This window comes from Streptomyces sp. NPDC034103, assembly GCF_055575395.1.
Window position 1 is genome coordinate 425,797 of the sequence record NZ_JBVISS010000007.1, and the last position, 15,889, is coordinate 441,685.

At 70.8% G+C, this 15,889-nt stretch carries 14 protein-coding genes and 1 riboswitch; of the genes, 5 read left to right on the plus strand and 9 right to left on the minus strand.

Annotated features, from left to right (window positions below):
- Positions 1 to 171: 171 nt before the first annotated feature.
- From groL to thrC, 4 genes are all read right to left on the minus strand, one after another.
- Positions 172 to 1,794, minus strand: coding sequence for a chaperonin GroEL (groL, locus tag ACZ56U_RS18285; RefSeq protein ID WP_391234123.1), 1,623 nt, complete (start codon positions 1,792 to 1,794; stop codon positions 172 to 174).
- Positions 1,795 to 2,132: 338 nt separating this feature from the next.
- Positions 2,133 to 2,339, minus strand: a complete 207-nt coding sequence (locus ACZ56U_RS18290) for a cold-shock protein (protein WP_007493268.1) — start codon at positions 2,337 to 2,339, stop codon at positions 2,133 to 2,135.
- Between the two features lie 442 nt (positions 2,340 to 2,781).
- Positions 2,782 to 3,057, minus strand: coding sequence for a MoaD/ThiS family protein (locus tag ACZ56U_RS18295; protein WP_391234122.1), 276 nt, complete (start codon positions 3,055 to 3,057; stop codon positions 2,782 to 2,784).
- Positions 3,058 to 3,145: 88 nt separating this feature from the next.
- Positions 3,146 to 4,429 carry a threonine synthase gene (gene thrC / locus ACZ56U_RS18300; RefSeq protein WP_469085008.1) on the minus strand — a complete coding sequence of 428 codons (1,284 nt, stop codon included), beginning with the start codon at positions 4,427 to 4,429 and terminating at the stop codon, positions 3,146 to 3,148.
- Positions 4,430 to 4,446: 17 nt separating this feature from the next.
- Positions 4,447 to 4,602: riboswitch (SAM riboswitch) on the minus strand.
- A gap of 140 nt (positions 4,603 to 4,742) precedes the next feature.
- On the opposite strand from thrC, the gene ACZ56U_RS18305 reads away from it, so the two are divergent.
- Positions 4,743 to 5,687: a glucosyl-3-phosphoglycerate synthase gene (locus ACZ56U_RS18305; protein WP_469085009.1), complete on the plus strand. Its 945-nt coding sequence runs from the start codon at positions 4,743 to 4,745 to the stop codon at positions 5,685 to 5,687.
- Between the two features lie 85 nt (positions 5,688 to 5,772).
- Complete coding sequence (locus ACZ56U_RS18310) at positions 5,773 to 7,182, plus strand: alpha,alpha-trehalose-phosphate synthase (UDP-forming) (RefSeq protein ID WP_469085010.1); 1,410 nt, start codon at positions 5,773 to 5,775, stop codon at positions 7,180 to 7,182.
- Here the strand turns inward: ACZ56U_RS18310 and otsB are convergent.
- The 3 genes from otsB to ACZ56U_RS18325 form a co-directional block, all read right to left on the minus strand.
- Positions 7,170 to 8,036 carry a trehalose-phosphatase gene (gene otsB, locus ACZ56U_RS18315; RefSeq protein WP_469085011.1) on the minus strand — a complete coding sequence of 289 codons (867 nt, stop codon included), beginning with the start codon at positions 8,034 to 8,036 and terminating at the stop codon, positions 7,170 to 7,172. The genes ACZ56U_RS18310 and otsB overlap by 13 nt on opposite strands.
- Positions 8,037 to 8,135: 99 nt before the next feature.
- Positions 8,136 to 8,372: a DUF3263 domain-containing protein gene (locus tag ACZ56U_RS18320; protein WP_391234117.1), complete on the minus strand. Its 237-nt coding sequence runs from the start codon at positions 8,370 to 8,372 to the stop codon at positions 8,136 to 8,138.
- Between the two features lie 46 nt (positions 8,373 to 8,418).
- Positions 8,419 to 9,693, minus strand: a complete 1,275-nt coding sequence (locus ACZ56U_RS18325; protein ID WP_469085012.1) for an extracellular solute-binding protein — start codon at positions 9,691 to 9,693, stop codon at positions 8,419 to 8,421.
- Between the two features lie 104 nt (positions 9,694 to 9,797).
- Between ACZ56U_RS18325 and ACZ56U_RS18330 the strand changes: the two genes are divergently transcribed.
- The 3 genes from ACZ56U_RS18330 to ACZ56U_RS18340 all read left to right on the plus strand — a co-directional run bounded on the left by ACZ56U_RS18330 (position 9,798) and on the right by ACZ56U_RS18340 (position 12,964).
- A complete protein-coding gene (locus tag ACZ56U_RS18330; protein ID WP_469085013.1) occupies positions 9,798 to 10,742 on the plus strand; it encodes an ROK family protein in 945 nt (314 codons plus the stop codon).
- The gene (nagA, locus tag ACZ56U_RS18335) at positions 10,742 to 11,953 is read left to right on the plus strand and encodes an N-acetylglucosamine-6-phosphate deacetylase (protein WP_469085014.1); all 1,212 of its coding nucleotides are present in this window, start codon (positions 10,742 to 10,744) and stop codon (positions 11,951 to 11,953) included. The genes ACZ56U_RS18330 and nagA overlap by 1 nt, the downstream gene beginning before the upstream one ends.
- A gap of 81 nt (positions 11,954 to 12,034) precedes the next feature.
- Positions 12,035 to 12,964: a 1-phosphofructokinase family hexose kinase gene (locus ACZ56U_RS18340; RefSeq protein ID WP_469085015.1), complete on the plus strand. Its 930-nt coding sequence runs from the start codon at positions 12,035 to 12,037 to the stop codon at positions 12,962 to 12,964.
- Here ACZ56U_RS18340 and ACZ56U_RS18345 read toward each other — a convergent pair whose 3' ends face one another.
- A complete protein-coding gene (locus ACZ56U_RS18345) occupies positions 12,965 to 13,906 on the minus strand; it encodes a CBM35 domain-containing protein (RefSeq protein WP_469085016.1) in 942 nt (313 codons plus the stop codon). It lies immediately after the preceding gene.
- Positions 13,907 to 14,026: 120 nt separating this feature from the next.
- Positions 14,027 to 15,679, minus strand: a complete 1,653-nt coding sequence (cdgB, locus tag ACZ56U_RS18350) for a diguanylate cyclase CdgB (protein WP_469085017.1) — start codon at positions 15,677 to 15,679, stop codon at positions 14,027 to 14,029.
- Between the last annotated feature and the right edge of the window lie 210 nt (positions 15,680 to 15,889).

Below are 15,889 nucleotides of genomic sequence, written 5' to 3' on the forward strand. Positions count from 1 at the left end.
GCACGCGCATGAACACTACGCACGCTTCAACCGCCGCGGCCACCACGCTCGTCCCGTAGGCCCTGTGATCCCGCACACGCCGGACAACGGGCGGGCGGGAACGCCCGAGGGCGGCACCCGCTGGGGGTGCCGCCCTCGGAACGAAGGACAGGCGATCAACCGTCAGGTCGATCAGAAGTCCATGTCACCGCCCGGCATGCCGCCACCGGCAGGCGCGGCGGCCTTCTCCGGCTTGTCGGCGATGACGGCCTCGGTGGTGAGGAACAGCGCGGCGATGGAGGCGGCGTTCTGCAGGGCGGAACGCGTCACCTTCGCCGGGTCGATGATGCCGGAGGCGATCATGTCGACGTACTCACCGGTCGCGGCGTTCAGGCCGTGGCCGACGGGCAGGTTGCGCACCTTCTCGACGATGACGCCACCCTCGAGACCACCGTTGACGGCGATCTGCTTGAGCGGGGCCTCCAGCGCCAGCTTGACGGCGTTGGCGCCGGTCAGCTCGTCGCCCTCGAGGTCCAGCTTCTCGAAGACCGAGGAGGCCTGGAGCAGGGCCACGCCACCACCGGCGACGATGCCCTCCTCGACGGCCGCCTTGGCGTTGCGCACGGCGTCCTCGATGCGGTGCTTGCGCTCCTTGAGCTCGACCTCGGTCGCGGCACCGGCCTTGATGACGGCGACACCACCGGCGAGCTTGGCCAGGCGCTCCTGGAGCTTCTCGCGGTCGTAGTCCGAGTCGCTGTTCTCGATCTCGGCGCGGATCTGGTTGACCCGGCCCTGGACCTGGTCGGCGGAGCCGGCACCGTCGACGATGGTGGTCTCGTCCTTGGTGATGACGACCTTGCGGGCGCGGCCCAGGAGGTCCAGGGTCGCGTTCTCCAGCTTGAGGCCGACCTCCTCGGAGATGACCTCGCCGCCCGTGAGGATGGCGATGTCGCCGAGCATGGCCTTGCGGCGGTCACCGAAGCCCGGGGCCTTGACGGCGACGGACTTGAAGGTGCCGCGGATCTTGTTGACGACCAGGGTCGACAGGGCCTCGCCCTCGACGTCCTCGGCGATGATCAGCAGCGGCTTGCCCGACTGCATGACCTTCTCCAGGAGCGGGAGCAGGTCCTTGACGGAGCCGATCTTGGAGTTGGCGATCAGGATGTACGGGTCGTCCAGGGACGCCTCCATACGCTCCATGTCCGTCGCGAAGTAGGCGGAGATGTAGCCCTTGTCGAAGCGCATACCCTCCGTCAGTTCGAGCTCCAGACCGAAGGTCTGGGACTCCTCGACGGTGATGACGCCTTCCTTGCCGACCTTGTCCATCGCCTCGGCGATGAGCTCGCCGATCTGGGTGTCGGCGGCGGAGATGGAGGCCGTGGAAGCGATCTGCTCCTTGGTCTCGACATCCTTCGCCTGCTCGAGCAGGGCACCGGAGACGGCCTCGACGGCCTTCTCGATACCGCGCTTGAGAGCCATCGGGTTGGCGCCGGCGGCCACGTTGCGCAGACCCTCGCGCACCAGGGCCTGGGCCAGGACGGTCGCGGTCGTCGTGCCGTCACCGGCTACGTCGTCGGTCTTCTTCGCGACTTCCTTGACCAGCTCGGCGCCGATCTTCTCGTACGGGTCCTCGAGCTCGATCTCCTTGGCGATGGACACACCATCGTTGGTGATCGTGGGGGCGCCCCACTTCTTCTCGAGGACGACGTTGCGGCCCTTGGGGCCGAGCGTCACCTTCACGGCGTCCGCGAGCTGGTTCATGCCGCGCTCGAGGCCGCGCCGCGCCTCCTCGTCGAACGCGATGATCTTGGCCATGTGAAGTGGTCCCTCCAGGACTGGGGGTGATTCCTTCGGACCGCGCCCGCGCCCGCGACGGACGGCTCGCACACCTCGTGGTTCCTTGCCCCACCTGGCTTGCGGGCCTCACCGACCCGGTCCTCGTTGTCACTCTCACCTTCAGAGTGCTAACGCCAATGATTAGCACTCGACCCCGTCGAGTGCAAGCGCCTCTCCGGGATCGTCCAGGCCCCGCACGGGGTCCGGGCAGGGGCCGGAGGGGCTCCGGGCACGCCGAAGGGCCCGCACCCATGACTCCCCATGAGGTGCGGGCCCTTCGAAGAAGAACGTCGCTGCTAGTTCAGTCGGCGCGTGCTTCAGCCGGTCGCCAGTCGGACCATGTCCGCCTGCGGCCCCTTCTGGCCCTGCGAGATCTCGAAATCGACCCGCTGACCCTCTTCCAGGGTGCGGTAGCCGTCCATCTGAATCGCGCTGTAGTGGACGAATACATCCGCACCACCGTCGACCGCGATGAAGCCGTACCCCTTCTCCGCGTTGAACCACTTGACGGTGCCCTGAGCCATGCCTAACTCCCCTATTACTGGCCCTTGCACAGATCCACACTTCGCGGATCCGGGTCAGACCTCACCCCCCACGGATTGGGGGCGTGCGCCGGAACGCGTCGACCGCGGCTGAATGTATCTGTCCAACTGCCGTCTGCAACAGGTCAATCGGACGAGAATTCTGGACGCGAAGGGTCCGGAATGTAGTGAGAATTCGCCCGAATTCGGGGCAAGTCGGGCTCCACAAAAGGCGCAAAATTCGCAAAAGAACCGCACACTTTGGCTACTTCTCATCGCATGCGACGCGAGAACTCATATGCGGGTGGCATGAGGAGTGGAGCGGGTTCCCCAACTGTACCGCGCTCAACCATAGAGAATTGCCCCCTCCGCTTCTCTCGCGGAGGGGGCAATTCGATGAACTCTTGGTAATCGACGTTACCCAGGGTAACGAACGAGGCTCCGGTCAGCCTCCCGCGACCGCCGGAATGATCGAGACGCCGGCCCCGTCCGGGGTGGCCGTCTCCAGGCCCTGCTCGAAGCGGACGTCGTCGTCGTTGACGTACACGTTGACGAACCGGCGCAGCTTGCCCTGGTCGTCGAGCACGCGCGCGGCGATACCCGTGTGGTTCTTCTCCAGGTCGGCGATGACCTCGGCGAGGGTCGCGCCCTCGGCGGTCACTTCGGCCCGGCCACCCGTGTAGGTGCGCAGGATGGTGGGGATGCGGACGTTGACGCTCACGTGGAAACCTCCGGTCGGGATGACGCACCCAGGGGCGCGGGGAACTGCGCGGCCGGCCCCCGCGGGCCCGCAGACGAACAACTACCTGTCAGGCGAGCCCAGCCTCACGGAAGGAGTCGAGGCTGGGGCGGATGGTCGCGGTGAGACCCGTACCCGCCACCGCGTCCAGCGTCTTCAGTCCGTCGCCGGTGTTCAGGACGACGGTCGTCAGCGTCGGGTCCAGCAGCCCGCTGTCGATCAGCTTCTTCGTGACACCCACCGTCACGCCACCCGCCGTCTCGGCGAAGATGCCCTCGGTGCGCGCCAGCAGCTTGATCGCGTCGACGATCTGCTCGTCGGTGACGTCCTCCACCGCGCCGCCGGTCCGGCGCGCGATGTCGAGCACGTAGGGACCGTCGGCGGGGTTGCCGATGGCGAGGGACTTGGCGATGGTGTTCGGCTTCTGGGGACGGACGACGTCGTGGCCCGCCTTGTAGGCGACCGACACCGGCGAGCAGCCCTCGGCCTGGGCACCGAAGATCTTGTACGGCCGGTCCTCGACGAGCCCGAGCCTGATCAGCTCCTGGAGCCCCTTGTCGATCTTCGTCAGCTGCGAGCCGGAGGCGATCGGCACCACCAGCTGGTCGGGGAGCCGCCACCCCAGCTGCTCGCAGATCTCGTACGCCAGGGTCTTGGACCCCTCCGCGTAGTAGGGCCGCAGGTTGACGTTGACGAAGCCCCAGCCCTCGCCGGCCGGGTCGCCGATCAGCTCGGAGCAGAAGCGGTTCACGTCGTCGTAGTTGCCCTCGATGCCGACGAGCTCGCCGCCGTAGACCGCGGCCATGACGACCTTGCCCTGCTCCAGGTCGTGCGGGATGAACACGCAGGACCGGAAGCCGGCGCGGGCCGCGGCGGCGCCGACGGCACCGGCCAGGTTGCCCGTGGAGGAGCAGGACAGGGTGGTGAAACCGAAGGCGCGGGCGGCCTCCAGGGCCTGGGCGACGACACGGTCCTTGAAGGAGTGCGTCGGGTTGCCGGAGTCGTCCTTCACGTACAGGCCGCCGGTGACGCCGAGCTCGCGGGCCAGGTTGTCGGCCTTGACGAGCTGGGTCCAGCCGGGGTTGATGTTGGGCTTGTCGGCCACGTCCGCGGGGACGGGCAGCAGGGGCGCGTAACGCCAGATGTTCGCGGGTCCCGCTTCGATCCGCTTGCGGAGGTCCTCGGTGTCGTAGGCCGAGAAGTCATAGGCGATCTCGAGCGGGCCGAAACACTCCTCGCACGCGAAGACCGGGCCGAGGGGCACGCGGTGACCGCACTCGCGGCAGCTGAGAGCCGCGGCGGGGCCGAGGTCTACGGTGGTTTCGGTGGTGCTTGCAACAGTCTGCGCAGCCATGGAGGCGAGGCCCTTTCTCCTCATCTTCCTCACGACGCATCTCGCCGTGAGACGGATTTGGCACCTTCCCTAGTCGGGAGCCTCGCTGAGCGATCAACAGTGATCTACGAGAACCGACTGGAGGGTTGCCGGGGCTTCATCGGGCCGTATCCCTCTGCCCCTCTGGATGAGCGGTATGAAGTTGTGTGAACGGCGGGCCACCCTGGACATGCGATGGTCATCCGCGTTGTTCAAGACTGTAACCGACGACCAGGACAGTTGAGAGAGTCGTCCGAACCGCGAGATGGATCACACACGTTAGGAGCCGCGCACTGTGCTGAACGAAGTCGAGCGCTGGCTGACCACCCGGTCCTGGTCCCTGACCGATCGCCCGCTCCACCAGATCCTGGCGGCCAAGCAGCGCACGGGCCAGTCGGTCAGTGTGGTGCTGCCCGCGCTCAACGAGGAGGAGACGGTCGGTGACATCGTCTCCGTGATCCGCCACGACCTCGTGCTCCAGGTCCCCCTGGTCGACGAGATAGTCGTCGTCGACTCGGGCTCCACCGACCGTACGGCCGAGGTCGCCGCGGCGGCCGGCGCGACCGTGGTGCACCGGGACGAGATCCTGCCCCGGATCCCGGCCGTGCCCGGCAAGGGCGAGGTGCTGTGGCGGTCGCTGCTGGTGACCCGCGGCGACATCGTCTGCTTCATCGACGCCGACCTGAGGGAGTTCTCCTCCGGCTTCGTCTCCGGGATCGTGGGCCCGCTGCTCACCGACCCGGGTGTCGACCTCGTCAAGGGCATGTACGACCGCCCGCTCGGCGGCGCGGCGGGCCAGGGCGGCCGGGTCACCGAACTCATGGCCCGCCCGCTGCTGAACATGCACTGGCCGCAGCTGGCCGGCTTCGTGCAGCCGCTCGGCGGCGAGTACGCGGCCCGCCGCTCCCTGCTGGAGCGGCTGCCGTTCCCCGTCGGCTACGGCGTGGAGCTCGGCATGCTCGTGGACGCGCTGCACCTGGTGGGCCTGGACGCGCTGGCCCAGGTGGACGTGGGTGTCCGCAAGCACCGCCACCAGGACGGCCAGGCCCTCGGCCGGATGTCCGCCGCGATCTACCGCACGGCCCAGCTGCGCCTGGCCCGCGGCCACCTCATCCGCCCGGCCCTGACCCAGTTCGAGCGCGGCCAGGACGGCTTCGAGCCCCGCACGCACTCCGTGGACACCGAGGAACGACCGCCGATGGCGGAGATCGCGGAGTACGCCTCCCGGAAGGTGGCCTGACCTCGGCCGGGTCACGGCGGACACGGTTCCGTATACGGCGAACCCGTACGTTTGAGCGTTTACGGGTCGGGCTAGGTTGAGGCGTATGGCTTCCACGCAGTCTGACCAGGGTGCCCGAGTGCTCGTCGCGTCCAACCGCGGCCCGATCTCCTACGAGGTGCGGCAGGACGGCACGCTGTCCGCCAAACGCGGCGGCGGCGGGCTGGTCTCCGGACTCTCCGCGATCGGGTCGGACGCGGACTCCCTGTGGGTGTGCTCGGCGCTCTCCGACGGGGACCGCGAGGCGGTCCGGCGCGGGGCGGGCGAGGCGGGGGTCCGCATGCTCGACATCCCCGCCGACGTGCACGCCGACGCGTACAACGGCATCGCGAACTCGGTGCTCTGGTTCGTCCACCACATGCTGTACCAGACCCCGCTGGAGCCGGTCTTCGACGCGGAGTTCCGGCGCCAGTGGGCGTCCTACGAGACGTACAACCGCGCCTTCGCCGAGGCGCTCGCCCAGGAGGCCCGCCAGGGCGCCGCGGTCGTGGTGCAGGACTACCACCTGACGCTGGTGCCGGGGATGCTTCGCGAGCTGCGCCCGGACCTGCGCATCGGCCACTTCTCGCACACCCCGTGGGCACCCCCGGAGTACTTCCGGATGCTCCCCGACGACGTGGCCGAGCAGGTGCTGCGGGGCATGCTGGGCGCGGACCGGCTGGGCTTTCTGACCCGGCGGTGGGCGTCGGCGTTCGAGGCCTGCGCGGCGGAGTTCGCCGGCGGCCTCGGGGACACCCGGGTCGGGGTGCACGGGCTCGGCGCGGACGCGGACTTCCTGCGCGAGCGGGCGCACGAGGCGGACGTCGACGAGCGGATGGCGTCGCTGCGGGCGGAGATCGGCGGCGACGGCGACAGGAAGGCGATCGTCCGGGTCGACCGCACCGAGCTGTCGAAGAACATCGTGCGCGGGCTGCTGGCGTACCGGCAGCTGCTCGACGACCACCCCGAGTGGCGCGAGCGGGTGGTGCACGTGGCGTTCGCCTACCCCTCGCGGCAGGACCTCGCGGTGTACCGGGAGTACACCGCGGAGGTGCAGCGGCAGGCGGAGGAGATCAACGCGGCCTACGGGACGGCGACCTGGAAGCCGGTCGTGCTGCACGTCAAGGACGACTTCGCGCGCTCGCTGGCGGCGTACCGGCTGGCCGACGTGGCGCTGGTCAACCCGATCCGGGACGGCATGAACCTCGTCGCGAAGGAGGTGCCGGTGGTCTCCGACGAGGGGTGCGCGCTGGTGCTGTCGCGGGAGGCGGGGGCGTACGAGGAGCTGGGCGAGGATTCGATCGTCGTGAACCCCTACGACGTGACCGGGACGGCCCGCGCCCTGCACGAGGCGCTGACCATGCCGGCGGCGGAGCGGGCCGAGCGGACCAAGCGCCTGGCCGCGGCGGCCACGGCGCTGCCGCCGGCCCAGTGGTTCCTGGACCAGCTGCACGCCCTGGAGGATCAGCCCAGCTGAGCGGCGAGTTTCCGCAGCAGCCCCACGACCCCGCGCGGCCCGTCGACGACGAGGTCCGCGCGTTCCGCCAGCTCGGTGACCTCCTCGCTGCCGCTGCACACCAGCAGGCCGGGGACGCCGTCGGAGCGGAGCTTGTCGACGGCGCCGAAGGCGGGCAGGTCGCCGAGGTCGTCGCCGACGTAGAGGACGGACTCGGCGCCCAGCTCGCGGACGTGGTCGAGCAGGGCCACGCCCTTGTCGATGCCGGGCGGCCGCAGCTCCAGCACCAGGCGGCCGGGTTCGACGATCAGGCCGTGCCGGCCGGCGAGGTCGGTGAGGGGTGCGCGCAGCGTCTCGAAGGCGGCCTGGGGGTCGGTGGCGCGGCGGGTGTGGACGGCGAGGGCGCGGCCCTTCTCCTCGATCCAGGTGCCCTGCCAGGCGCCGATCCGGTCGAGGAGCCCGGGCAGTTCGGCGCGGGCGCCGGCGACCCCGGGGTGCGGGGCGGGGGCGGAGAGGTCGCCGGTGGCGGCGTCCCAGCGCTCGGCGCCGTAGTGGCCGAGGACGACGAGGTGGTCCAGGCCCGCGACCCCGGCGAACCCGCCGAGCCGTACGGCGAGCCCGGGCGGGCGCCCGGTGATCACCGCGACGGAGGCGACCCTCGGGGCCAGCGCGGCGAGCGCGGGCACCGCGTCGGGGTGGGCGCCGGCCTGCTCGGGGTCGGGGACGATCGGCGCGAGGGTGCCGTCGAAGTCGAAGGCGAGCACGGCCTTGTCGGGCCGGTCGAGGATGGCCCGCAGTCCGTCGCGGCCGGCCTGGGTGAGGGGGGTCGGCAGGGAGTCGTCCGTGTCGTGGCTGTCGTAGGTGTGGCTGCCCATACGGGGACCCTATCCAGCGCGGCGGTCTTTAGGCCGTGTCTTTCGAGCCCGTCCGGTGTGCGAGGACGCGGCCCGGTCAGGACCGGCGCGATGCCCGCCTCACCGCTCCGAGCGGCGGGACTCCCGCACCCTGCGCAGCCGGTTCACCGTCACCGGGTCGTACGCCAGCGCCCGCGGGTCGTCCAGCAGGGCGTTCAGGAGCTGGTAGTAGCGCACCGGCGCCAGTCCCAGCTCCTCCCGTATCGCCCGCTCCTTCGCTCCCGGCCCGGCGAAACCACGCCGCTCCAGCACGAGGATCGCCCGCTCCCGGGCCCCGAGCCCCTCCTGGTCGTCCATACCCCGCACGGTAGCCCCCGCCACTGACACCGGGCCGGGCGCGCGGTTACTCGTTCTCCTCGCCCTCCACGCGCAGGGCGGTCGCCTGGAGCCGGCCGAGGACCGCCTCGGGGCTGCCGTTGGCCGTCACCGCCTGCCCTATCTGCTGCTTGACCGCCGCGCTCACCGTGGCCCAGGAGGTCCGCCCGACCGGGTACAGCTCGGAGCCGGGCAGCTCCTGGAGGAAGGGCCGCAGGTGCTCGTCCTGCGCGGAGGTGCTCATGGCCTTGGACGCGGACGTGGTGACCGGCAGCAGGTCGTACTCGCGGGAGAAGTCGAGGACGTTCTTCTCCTCGTAGACGAAGTCGAGGAAGTCACCGACCTGCTCGGCGTGGCCGTTCTTCCTGAAGGCCATCATCCAGTCGGCGACGCCCATGGAGTACTTGGTCTGGCCGTCGACGCCGGGCATCGGCACCATGCCGAACTTCACGCCCTTCTTCGCGGCCTGCTTCATCAGCGTGGGATGCCCGTTGAGCATCCCCACCTTCCCGTCGGCGAACGCGGCGAACGCGGCGGCCCGGTTCAGCTTGCCCGGCGCGACCGGCCCGGTCAGGCCCTTGCCGACGAGGTCGTCCTTGAGCCAGGTCAGCGTCGCGACGTTCTCGGCGGAGTCGAAGCCGTAGGACGCGCCGAGGTTCTCGGTGTAGCCGCCTCCGCCGCTGAGCAGCCACTGCATGGTCTCGGCCTGCGCCTCTTCCGAGCCGAGCGGGAGCGCGTAGGGGTACCTCACGCCCTCCTGCTTGAGGGCGGCGGCGTCGGCGGCGAGCTCATCCCAGGTCTTCGGGGCACTGAGGCCGGCCTTGGCGAAGAGGGTCTTGTTGTAGAAGAGCAGCCGGGTGGAGGCGGCGAACGGCATCCCGTACTGCGTGGACTCCACCTCGCCGGCGGAGGAGAGCTGCGAGACGAAGTCGGCCTGGGTGGAGATGGAGAGCAGTTCGTCGGCCGAGTACAGCAGGCCCTCGGCGGCGTAGTCGGCGTAGGCGCCGATCTGCGCCATGTCGGGCGCGTCCCCGGCGTCGACCATCTCCTTGACCTCGCGGTCCACGTCGTTCCAGGAGTGGACGGTGACGTCCACCGTCACGCCCGGGTGCTCGGACTCGTACTCCTCGACGAGCTTGTCCCAGTACTTCTTGGAGCTGTTGGCCTCGCTGTCGCCGTAGTCGGCGGCGACCAGTCTCAGCGTCACCTCGTCGGTGTCCGACCCGAGGCCGCAGCCGCCCAGTACCGCCGTCATGCCCAGTGCGGACACCACCGCGATCGTTCCCGTCCTACGCCGCTGCACTGCCAGGCCCCATTCTCGCCGAAAGTTTCGAAAGGTCAGACATAAGGTCTACACCACGTAAGTGGACTAGACCTCTCATGGGTCGGCGGGCCACACTACTCCCCGTGAGACATGTCATCGCCCTCGATGTGGGCGGCACCGGGATGAAGGCGGCCCTCGTCGGCCCCTCCGGCGAGCTGCTGCACCAGGCCCGCCGCGCGACCGGCCGGGAGCGCGGCCCCGACGCGGTCGTCGAGGGCATCCTCGGCTTCGCCGCCGAACTGCGCGCCCACGGCACCGAGCGGTTCGGGCAGAGCGCGTCCGCCGTCGGCGTCGCCGTCCCCGGCATCGTCGACACCGAGCGCGGCATCGCCGCCTACGCCGCCAACCTCGGCTGGCGCGACGTGCCGCTGCGCGCGCTGCTCACCGAACGGCTCGGCGGCGTCCCGGTCGCCCTCGGCCACGACGTCCGCACCGGCGGCCTCGCCGAGGGCCGCGTCGGCGCAGGCCGGGGCGCCGACCGCTTCCTCTTCGTCCCCCTCGGCACCGGCATCGCCGGCGCGATCGGCATCGCCGGCCGGGTGGAGGCGGGCGCGCACGGCTTCGCCGGCGAGATCGGCCACATCGTCGTACGACCCGGCGGGACCCCGTGCCCGTGCGGCCAGCGCGGCTGTCTGGAGCGGTACGCCTCCGCCTCTGCCGTCAGCGAGGCCTGGGCGGCGGCGACGGGCGACCCGGACGCGGACGCGGCCGACTGCGCGAAGGCCGTCGAGTCCGGGGACCCGCGGGCGCGGACTGTCTGGCAGTCCGCCGTGGACACCCTCGCCGACGGCCTGGTCACCGCCCTCACCCTCCTGGACCCGCGCACCCTGATCATCGGTGGCGGTCTGGCGGAGGCGGGGGAAACCTTGTTCACACCACTGCGGGACGCGGTCCGGCAGCGGATCACTTTCCAGAAGCTGCCGACGATCGTCCCCGCGGCACTCGGGGACACGGCGGGATGCCTGGGTGCCGGCCTACTGGCCTGGGACCTCCTCACCACACCCGAGCGCACGGAGGAATCAGCCTGATGGCAACGCCGCTAGGGGCGCGGGGAACTGCGCGCCCAGCCACAGCGCACGCGCACCCCGCGACGGGCTCGTCCCCCCTCATCCTGTCCGGCGCGACCGTGGTCCTCCCCACCGGAACCGTCCAGGACGGCCGAGTGATCGTGGACGGCACCCGAATCGTCGGCGCCGCTCCCGAGAACGCCCGGGTCGTCGACGTCACCGGTCACACGCTCGTGCCCGGCTTCGTAGACATCCACAACCACGGCGGCGGCGGAGCCTCCTTCACCTCGGGCACGGTCGAGGACGTGCTGAAGGGCATTCACACCCACCGCCTCCACGGCACCACCACCCTCATCGCCTCCACCGTCACCGGCGACATGGACTTCCTCGCCCAGCGGGCCGGCCTGCTGTCCGAACTCGCCGAGCAGGGCGACATCGCGGGCATCCACTTCGAGGGCCCGTTCATCTCCCCGTGCCGCAAGGGTGCGCACTCCGAGGAACTGCTGCGCGACCCCGACCCGGCGGAGGTCCGCAAGCTGCTCGACGCCGCCCGCGGACAGGCGCGGATGCTCACCCTGGCCACCGAGCTCCCCGGCGGCCTCGACTCCGTGCGCCTGCTCGCCGAGCACGGCGTCATCGCGGCGATCGGCCATACGGACGCGACGTACGAGCAGACGGTGGAGGCCATCGACGCGGGGGCGACCGTGGCGACCCACCTGTTCAACGCGATGCCCGCCCTCGGCCACCGCGCCCCCGGCCCGATCACCGCCCTGCTGGAGGACGAGCGGATCACGGTCGAGCTGATCAACGACGGCACGCATCTGCACCCCGCCGCCCTCCAGCTGGCGTTCCACCACGCGGGCGCGGACCGGGTCGCGTTCATCACGGACGCGATGGACGCGGCCGGCTTCGGGGACGGCCGATACCTGCTCGGCCCGCTGGAGGTGGAGGTGAGCGAGGGCGTGGCCCGCCTGGTGGAGGGCGGCTCGATCGCGGGCTCCACCCTCACCCTGGACCGCGCCTTCCAGCGGGCGGTGACGGTGGACGGGCTGTCCGTCGAGGACACGGTCGCCGCCCTGTCCGCCAACCCGGCCCGGCTGCTGGGGATGTACGACTCGATCGGCTCGCTGGAGCCGGGCAAGTACGCCGATCTCGTACTGCTGGACCGTCATTTCGCCCTCAAGGGCGTCATGCGCCGGGGTGAATGGGTGGTCGATCCGCAACTGGGGTGATGTGTCCGGCTGTTGAGGGCGGGGCCGGTCCTGGGAGACTGGATGGGTGGTCCATCGAGTCTTCGGGGGAGGTCGGTCCGGGTGATCCTCACGGTCACGCTGAACACCGCTCTCGACATCACCCATCGCGTGCGGTCCCTCACCCCGCACGCCTCCCACCGCGTCCTGGCGGTGACCGAACGCCCGGGCGGCAAGGGCCTGAACGTGGCCCGGGTGCTCGCGGCCCTCGGCCACGAGGTGACGGTCACCGGCTTCACGGGCGGCGCGACGGGACGGGTCGTCCAGGAGCTGCTCACGGCGACCCCGGGGGTGACCGACGCGCTCGTCCCGGTCACCGGACCGACCCGGCGCACGATCGCGGTCGTGGACGAACGGACCGGCGACACCACGCAGTTGAACGAACCCGGCCCGTTCATCGAGCCCGCCGAGTGGTCCGCCTTCCAGGAGGCCTACGCGCACCTGCTCCGCTCGGCGTCCGCGGTGGCCCTGTGCGGCAGCCTGCCGCCGGGCGTGCCGGTGGGGGCGTACGCGGGGCTGGTCCGCACCGCGAGAGCCGCCGGGGTCCCGGTCCTGCTCGACACCGGCGGCGAAGCCCTGCGGCGCGGGGTCGCGGCCCGCCCGGACATCATCAAGCCGAACGCCGACGAACTGGCCGAACTGACCGGCTCCCACGAGCCGTTGCGCGCCACGCAGGACGCGCGGCGGCGGGGCGCCCGGGCGGTCGTGACCTCACTCGGTGCCGGGGGCCTGCTGGCCGCCACCCCCGAGGGCCGCTGGCGCGCCGCCCCACCGGCCCGCCTGCACGGCAATCCCACGGGCGCCGGCGACTCGGCGGTCGCGGGATTGCTGTCGGGGCTGGTGCGGCACCTGCCCTGGCCGGACCGCCTGATCCAGGCGGTCGCCCTGTCGGCGGCGTCCGTACTGGCGCCGGTGGCGGGCGAGTTCGACCGGGAGGCCTACGAGGAGCTGCGGGGGCGGGTGGCGGTCACGGCCGAGGCCACCGCCGCCTGACTACTTGACCCAGCCCTTGACCAGCCACAGCTGGTCGAGGAGGGCGTCGCACTGGTTGCCCTGCTCGCAGGAGATCTTGATGGTGTTGGAACCCTTGTTGAGCTGCACGTAGTTGTAGGTCTGCGTCCAGCCCTTGGCGTAGTCGCCCTCGGCGGCGTGCGCGTAGTTGTCCATGCCGACCGGAGTGGTGGAGGCCGTGCCGTTGACCGCGAGGGTGGCGGTGGCGTCCTTGCCGGGGACGCTGTAGCCGGTGTACAGCGTGTACTTGCCGGTCTTCGGGATGGCGCTGACGTTCCACGTGATCGAGGCGCCGACGGTGTTGAAGCCGTTGATGTAGGCGCCGCCGTCCGCCTTGGCGCCCTGGACGTCCGTCGCCGTGGTCAGCCCGGGGCTGAGGGCCAGCGCCTTCACGTCGGCCTTCGGCAGGTCGTCCTCCTCGGCGGCCTCACCGGTGCTCTGCGACGGGCTCGGCTCGTCGCTCTGCGCCACCGACGGGGTGCTCGAGGCGTCGTCGCCGCTCGCGTCGTCGTCGCCGCCGCCCAGCATCGCCACCCCGATGCCGATCACGACCGCCGCGACCACCGCGATCGCGCCGATCAGCAGGCCCCTGGTGTTGGGACCCCGGCCGCGGCCACCGCCGCCGTAGCCCGGCTGGGGGCTCTGCGTGGTGGTGGGGCCGCCCGGGAGGGTCTCGGGGGCCGCGTAGTGCGCGCTGGGCCGGCCGGGGGCGCCCTGCTGCTGCGGCACCTGTCCGTACGGCGCTGTCGGCTGCTGCTGGCCGTACTGGCGCTGACCGACGGGACGTACCCGGTTGACGGTGTTCGGGTATCCGTAGCCACCGGACGGCGGCTGGGCTCCGTTGGCCTGCCCGTCGGCGTAGAGGTAGCCGAACGGGTCGTCGTCCTCGGGCGGCGTGCTCGCGCCGTTGGTGCCGGACGTCATCCAGGTACTCCTCAGCGGGTGCGGGGCGGATGCGATACGAGGGGTTGAGAAGGGCGAGCCTACCCGCTCCTGCTGACCCAAACGGGTGACCCGGATCGCATCAGCTCGCTGACCTGGGGATCAGCCCGCGCGCCTGTGCTGTTTGGGACGAGATCGTTTCTCTACGTACATCCGCTCGTCGGCCGACTTCAGCACTTCGTCCGCCGTCATCCCGCAGTGCGCCCAGCCGATGCCGAAGCTGGCGCCCACGCGGACGGCCCGGCCCTCGGCGCGGATGGGCTGGATGATCTCGTTGCGCAGCCGGGCGGCGAGGTCGGCGGCGTCCGCGCGGCCGAGGCCGTCGGCGAGGATCACGAACTCGTCGCCGCCGAGCCGGGCCACGGTGTCACCGTCGCGGACCTGCCGGGTCAGCCGGCGGGCGACCTCGATGAGGACCGCGTCACCGGCGTTGTGCCCGAACCGGTCGTTGATCGACTTGAAGCCGTCGAGGTCGCAGAAGAGCACCGCGAGCCCCTTGGTGCCGTCGTCGTGGTCGTTCTCGGGGGCGACGGTGTGGACGTGGTGGTCGTAGGCGACGTCGAGGGCCTCGACGTCGGGCCGGAAGTCGAAACCGTGGCCGTTGGCGTCGTGGGCGGCGTGGCCGTAGGCCGCGTCGATGGACTCCAGGGCGGCGTGCGTGGGGCGCTTGCACAGGCGGGCGGCGAGCCGGGCGCGCAGTTCGGCGGAGTTCGGCAGGCCGGTGAGGGAGTCGTGGGAGGCACGGTGGGCGAGCTGGAGCTCGCGGCGCTTGCGCTCCTCTATGTCCTCGACATGGCTGAGGAGGAAGCGGGGGCCGTCGGCCGCGTCGGCGACGACGGAGTTGCGCAGCGACACCCAGATGTAGGTGCCGTCACGGCGCCCGAGGCGGAGTTCCGCCCGGCCGCCCTCCGCCGAGGTCCGCAGCAGGGTTCCTATGTCCTCGGGGTGGACCAGGTCGGAGAAGGCGTAGCGGCGCATCGCGGAGGCGGGGCGGCCCAGGAGGCGGCACAGGGCGTCGTTGGTGCGCAGGATGCGGCCGTGCTGGTCGCCGCCCATCTCGGCGATGGCCATGCCGGAGGGGGCGTACTCGAAGGCCTGCCGGAAGCTTTCCTCACTGGCGCGCAGCGCCTGCTGGTCCCGTTCCAGCCGGACCAGGGCGCGCTGCATGTTGGCGCGCAGCCGGGCGTTGCTGATCGCGATCGCGGCCTGGAACGCGTACATCTGGAGCGCCTCGCGCCCCCACGCGCCGGGACGTCGGCCGTTGCGCGGCCGGTCCACCGAGAGCACGCCGATCAGCTCGCCGCAGGAGGCGCCCTGCACGCCGGGCGTGAACATGGGCGCGAAGAGCCGGTCCGAGGGGTGCCACTCGTCCTCGAAACGGGGCGCGGGGCCGTCGGTGTACCACTGCGGCACGTCGTCGTCGTCGAGGACCCAGCCCTCGGTGTGCGGGATGAAGACCAGGTCGCCCCAGTTCTCGCCCATGCTCAGGCGGCGCTCCCAGGAGTCCCGGGAGCCGACCCGGCCGGTGATGAGCGCCTCGGCGGCGGGATTGCCGGCGAAGGCGGCGACGACCAGGTCGCCGTCGGGGCGCACGAGGTTGACGCAGGCAAGCTCGTAGCCGAGGCCGGTGACGACGCCGTCGGCGACTGTCTGGAGGGTGTCCGCGAGAGACCGGGCGGTGTTCATGTCCGCCATCACCTGATGCAGTTGTCGCAGAGTCGCAAGACGGACGTAGGGTTCCGACTCGGTCTCCATGCTCGCCCTCCCCCCGAGACCTCGCAGCGAATCAAGGGTTCTCATCGGCGTATCGTTCTGGCAGTTTCCCAGCCACTGAATCACAGCGCGCTGCCCACTCGGTACACAGGGTCAACAATTAATGCCCCTTGTGACTCAAGTCACAGCGAAAGATGAACAATTGAGTGGGGTTTCTGCGTTTTCCCTGTGCGTTTACTGAACGCAAACTTT

Coding starts and splice junctions, on each gene's coding strand:
- ACZ56U_RS18310 (WP_469085010.1), top strand. CDS start 5,773: ATGGCTTCCACGCAGTCTGACCAGGGTGCCCGAGTGCTCGTCGCGTCC.
- nagA (WP_469085014.1), top strand. CDS start 10,742: ATGGCAACGCCGCTAGGGGCGCGGGGAACTGCGCGCCCAGCCACAGCG.
- ACZ56U_RS18290 (WP_007493268.1), bottom strand. CDS start 2,339: ATGGCTCAGGGCACCGTCAAGTGGTTCAACGCGGAGAAGGGGTACGGC.
- thrC (WP_469085008.1), bottom strand. CDS start 4,429: ATGGCTGCGCAGACTGTTGCAAGCACCACCGAAACCACCGTAGACCTC.
- ACZ56U_RS18345 (WP_469085016.1), bottom strand. CDS start 13,906: ATGACGTCCGGCACCAACGGCGCGAGCACGCCGCCCGAGGACGACGAC.
- otsB (WP_469085011.1), bottom strand. CDS start 8,036: ATGGGCAGCCACACCTACGACAGCCACGACACGGACGACTCCCTGCCG.
- ACZ56U_RS18320 (WP_391234117.1), bottom strand. CDS start 8,372: ATGGACGACCAGGAGGGGCTCGGGGCCCGGGAGCGGGCGATCCTCGTG.
- groL (WP_391234123.1), bottom strand. CDS start 1,794: ATGGCCAAGATCATCGCGTTCGACGAGGAGGCGCGGCGCGGCCTCGAG.
- cdgB (WP_469085017.1), bottom strand. CDS start 15,679: ATGGAGACCGAGTCGGAACCCTACGTCCGTCTTGCGACTCTGCGACAA.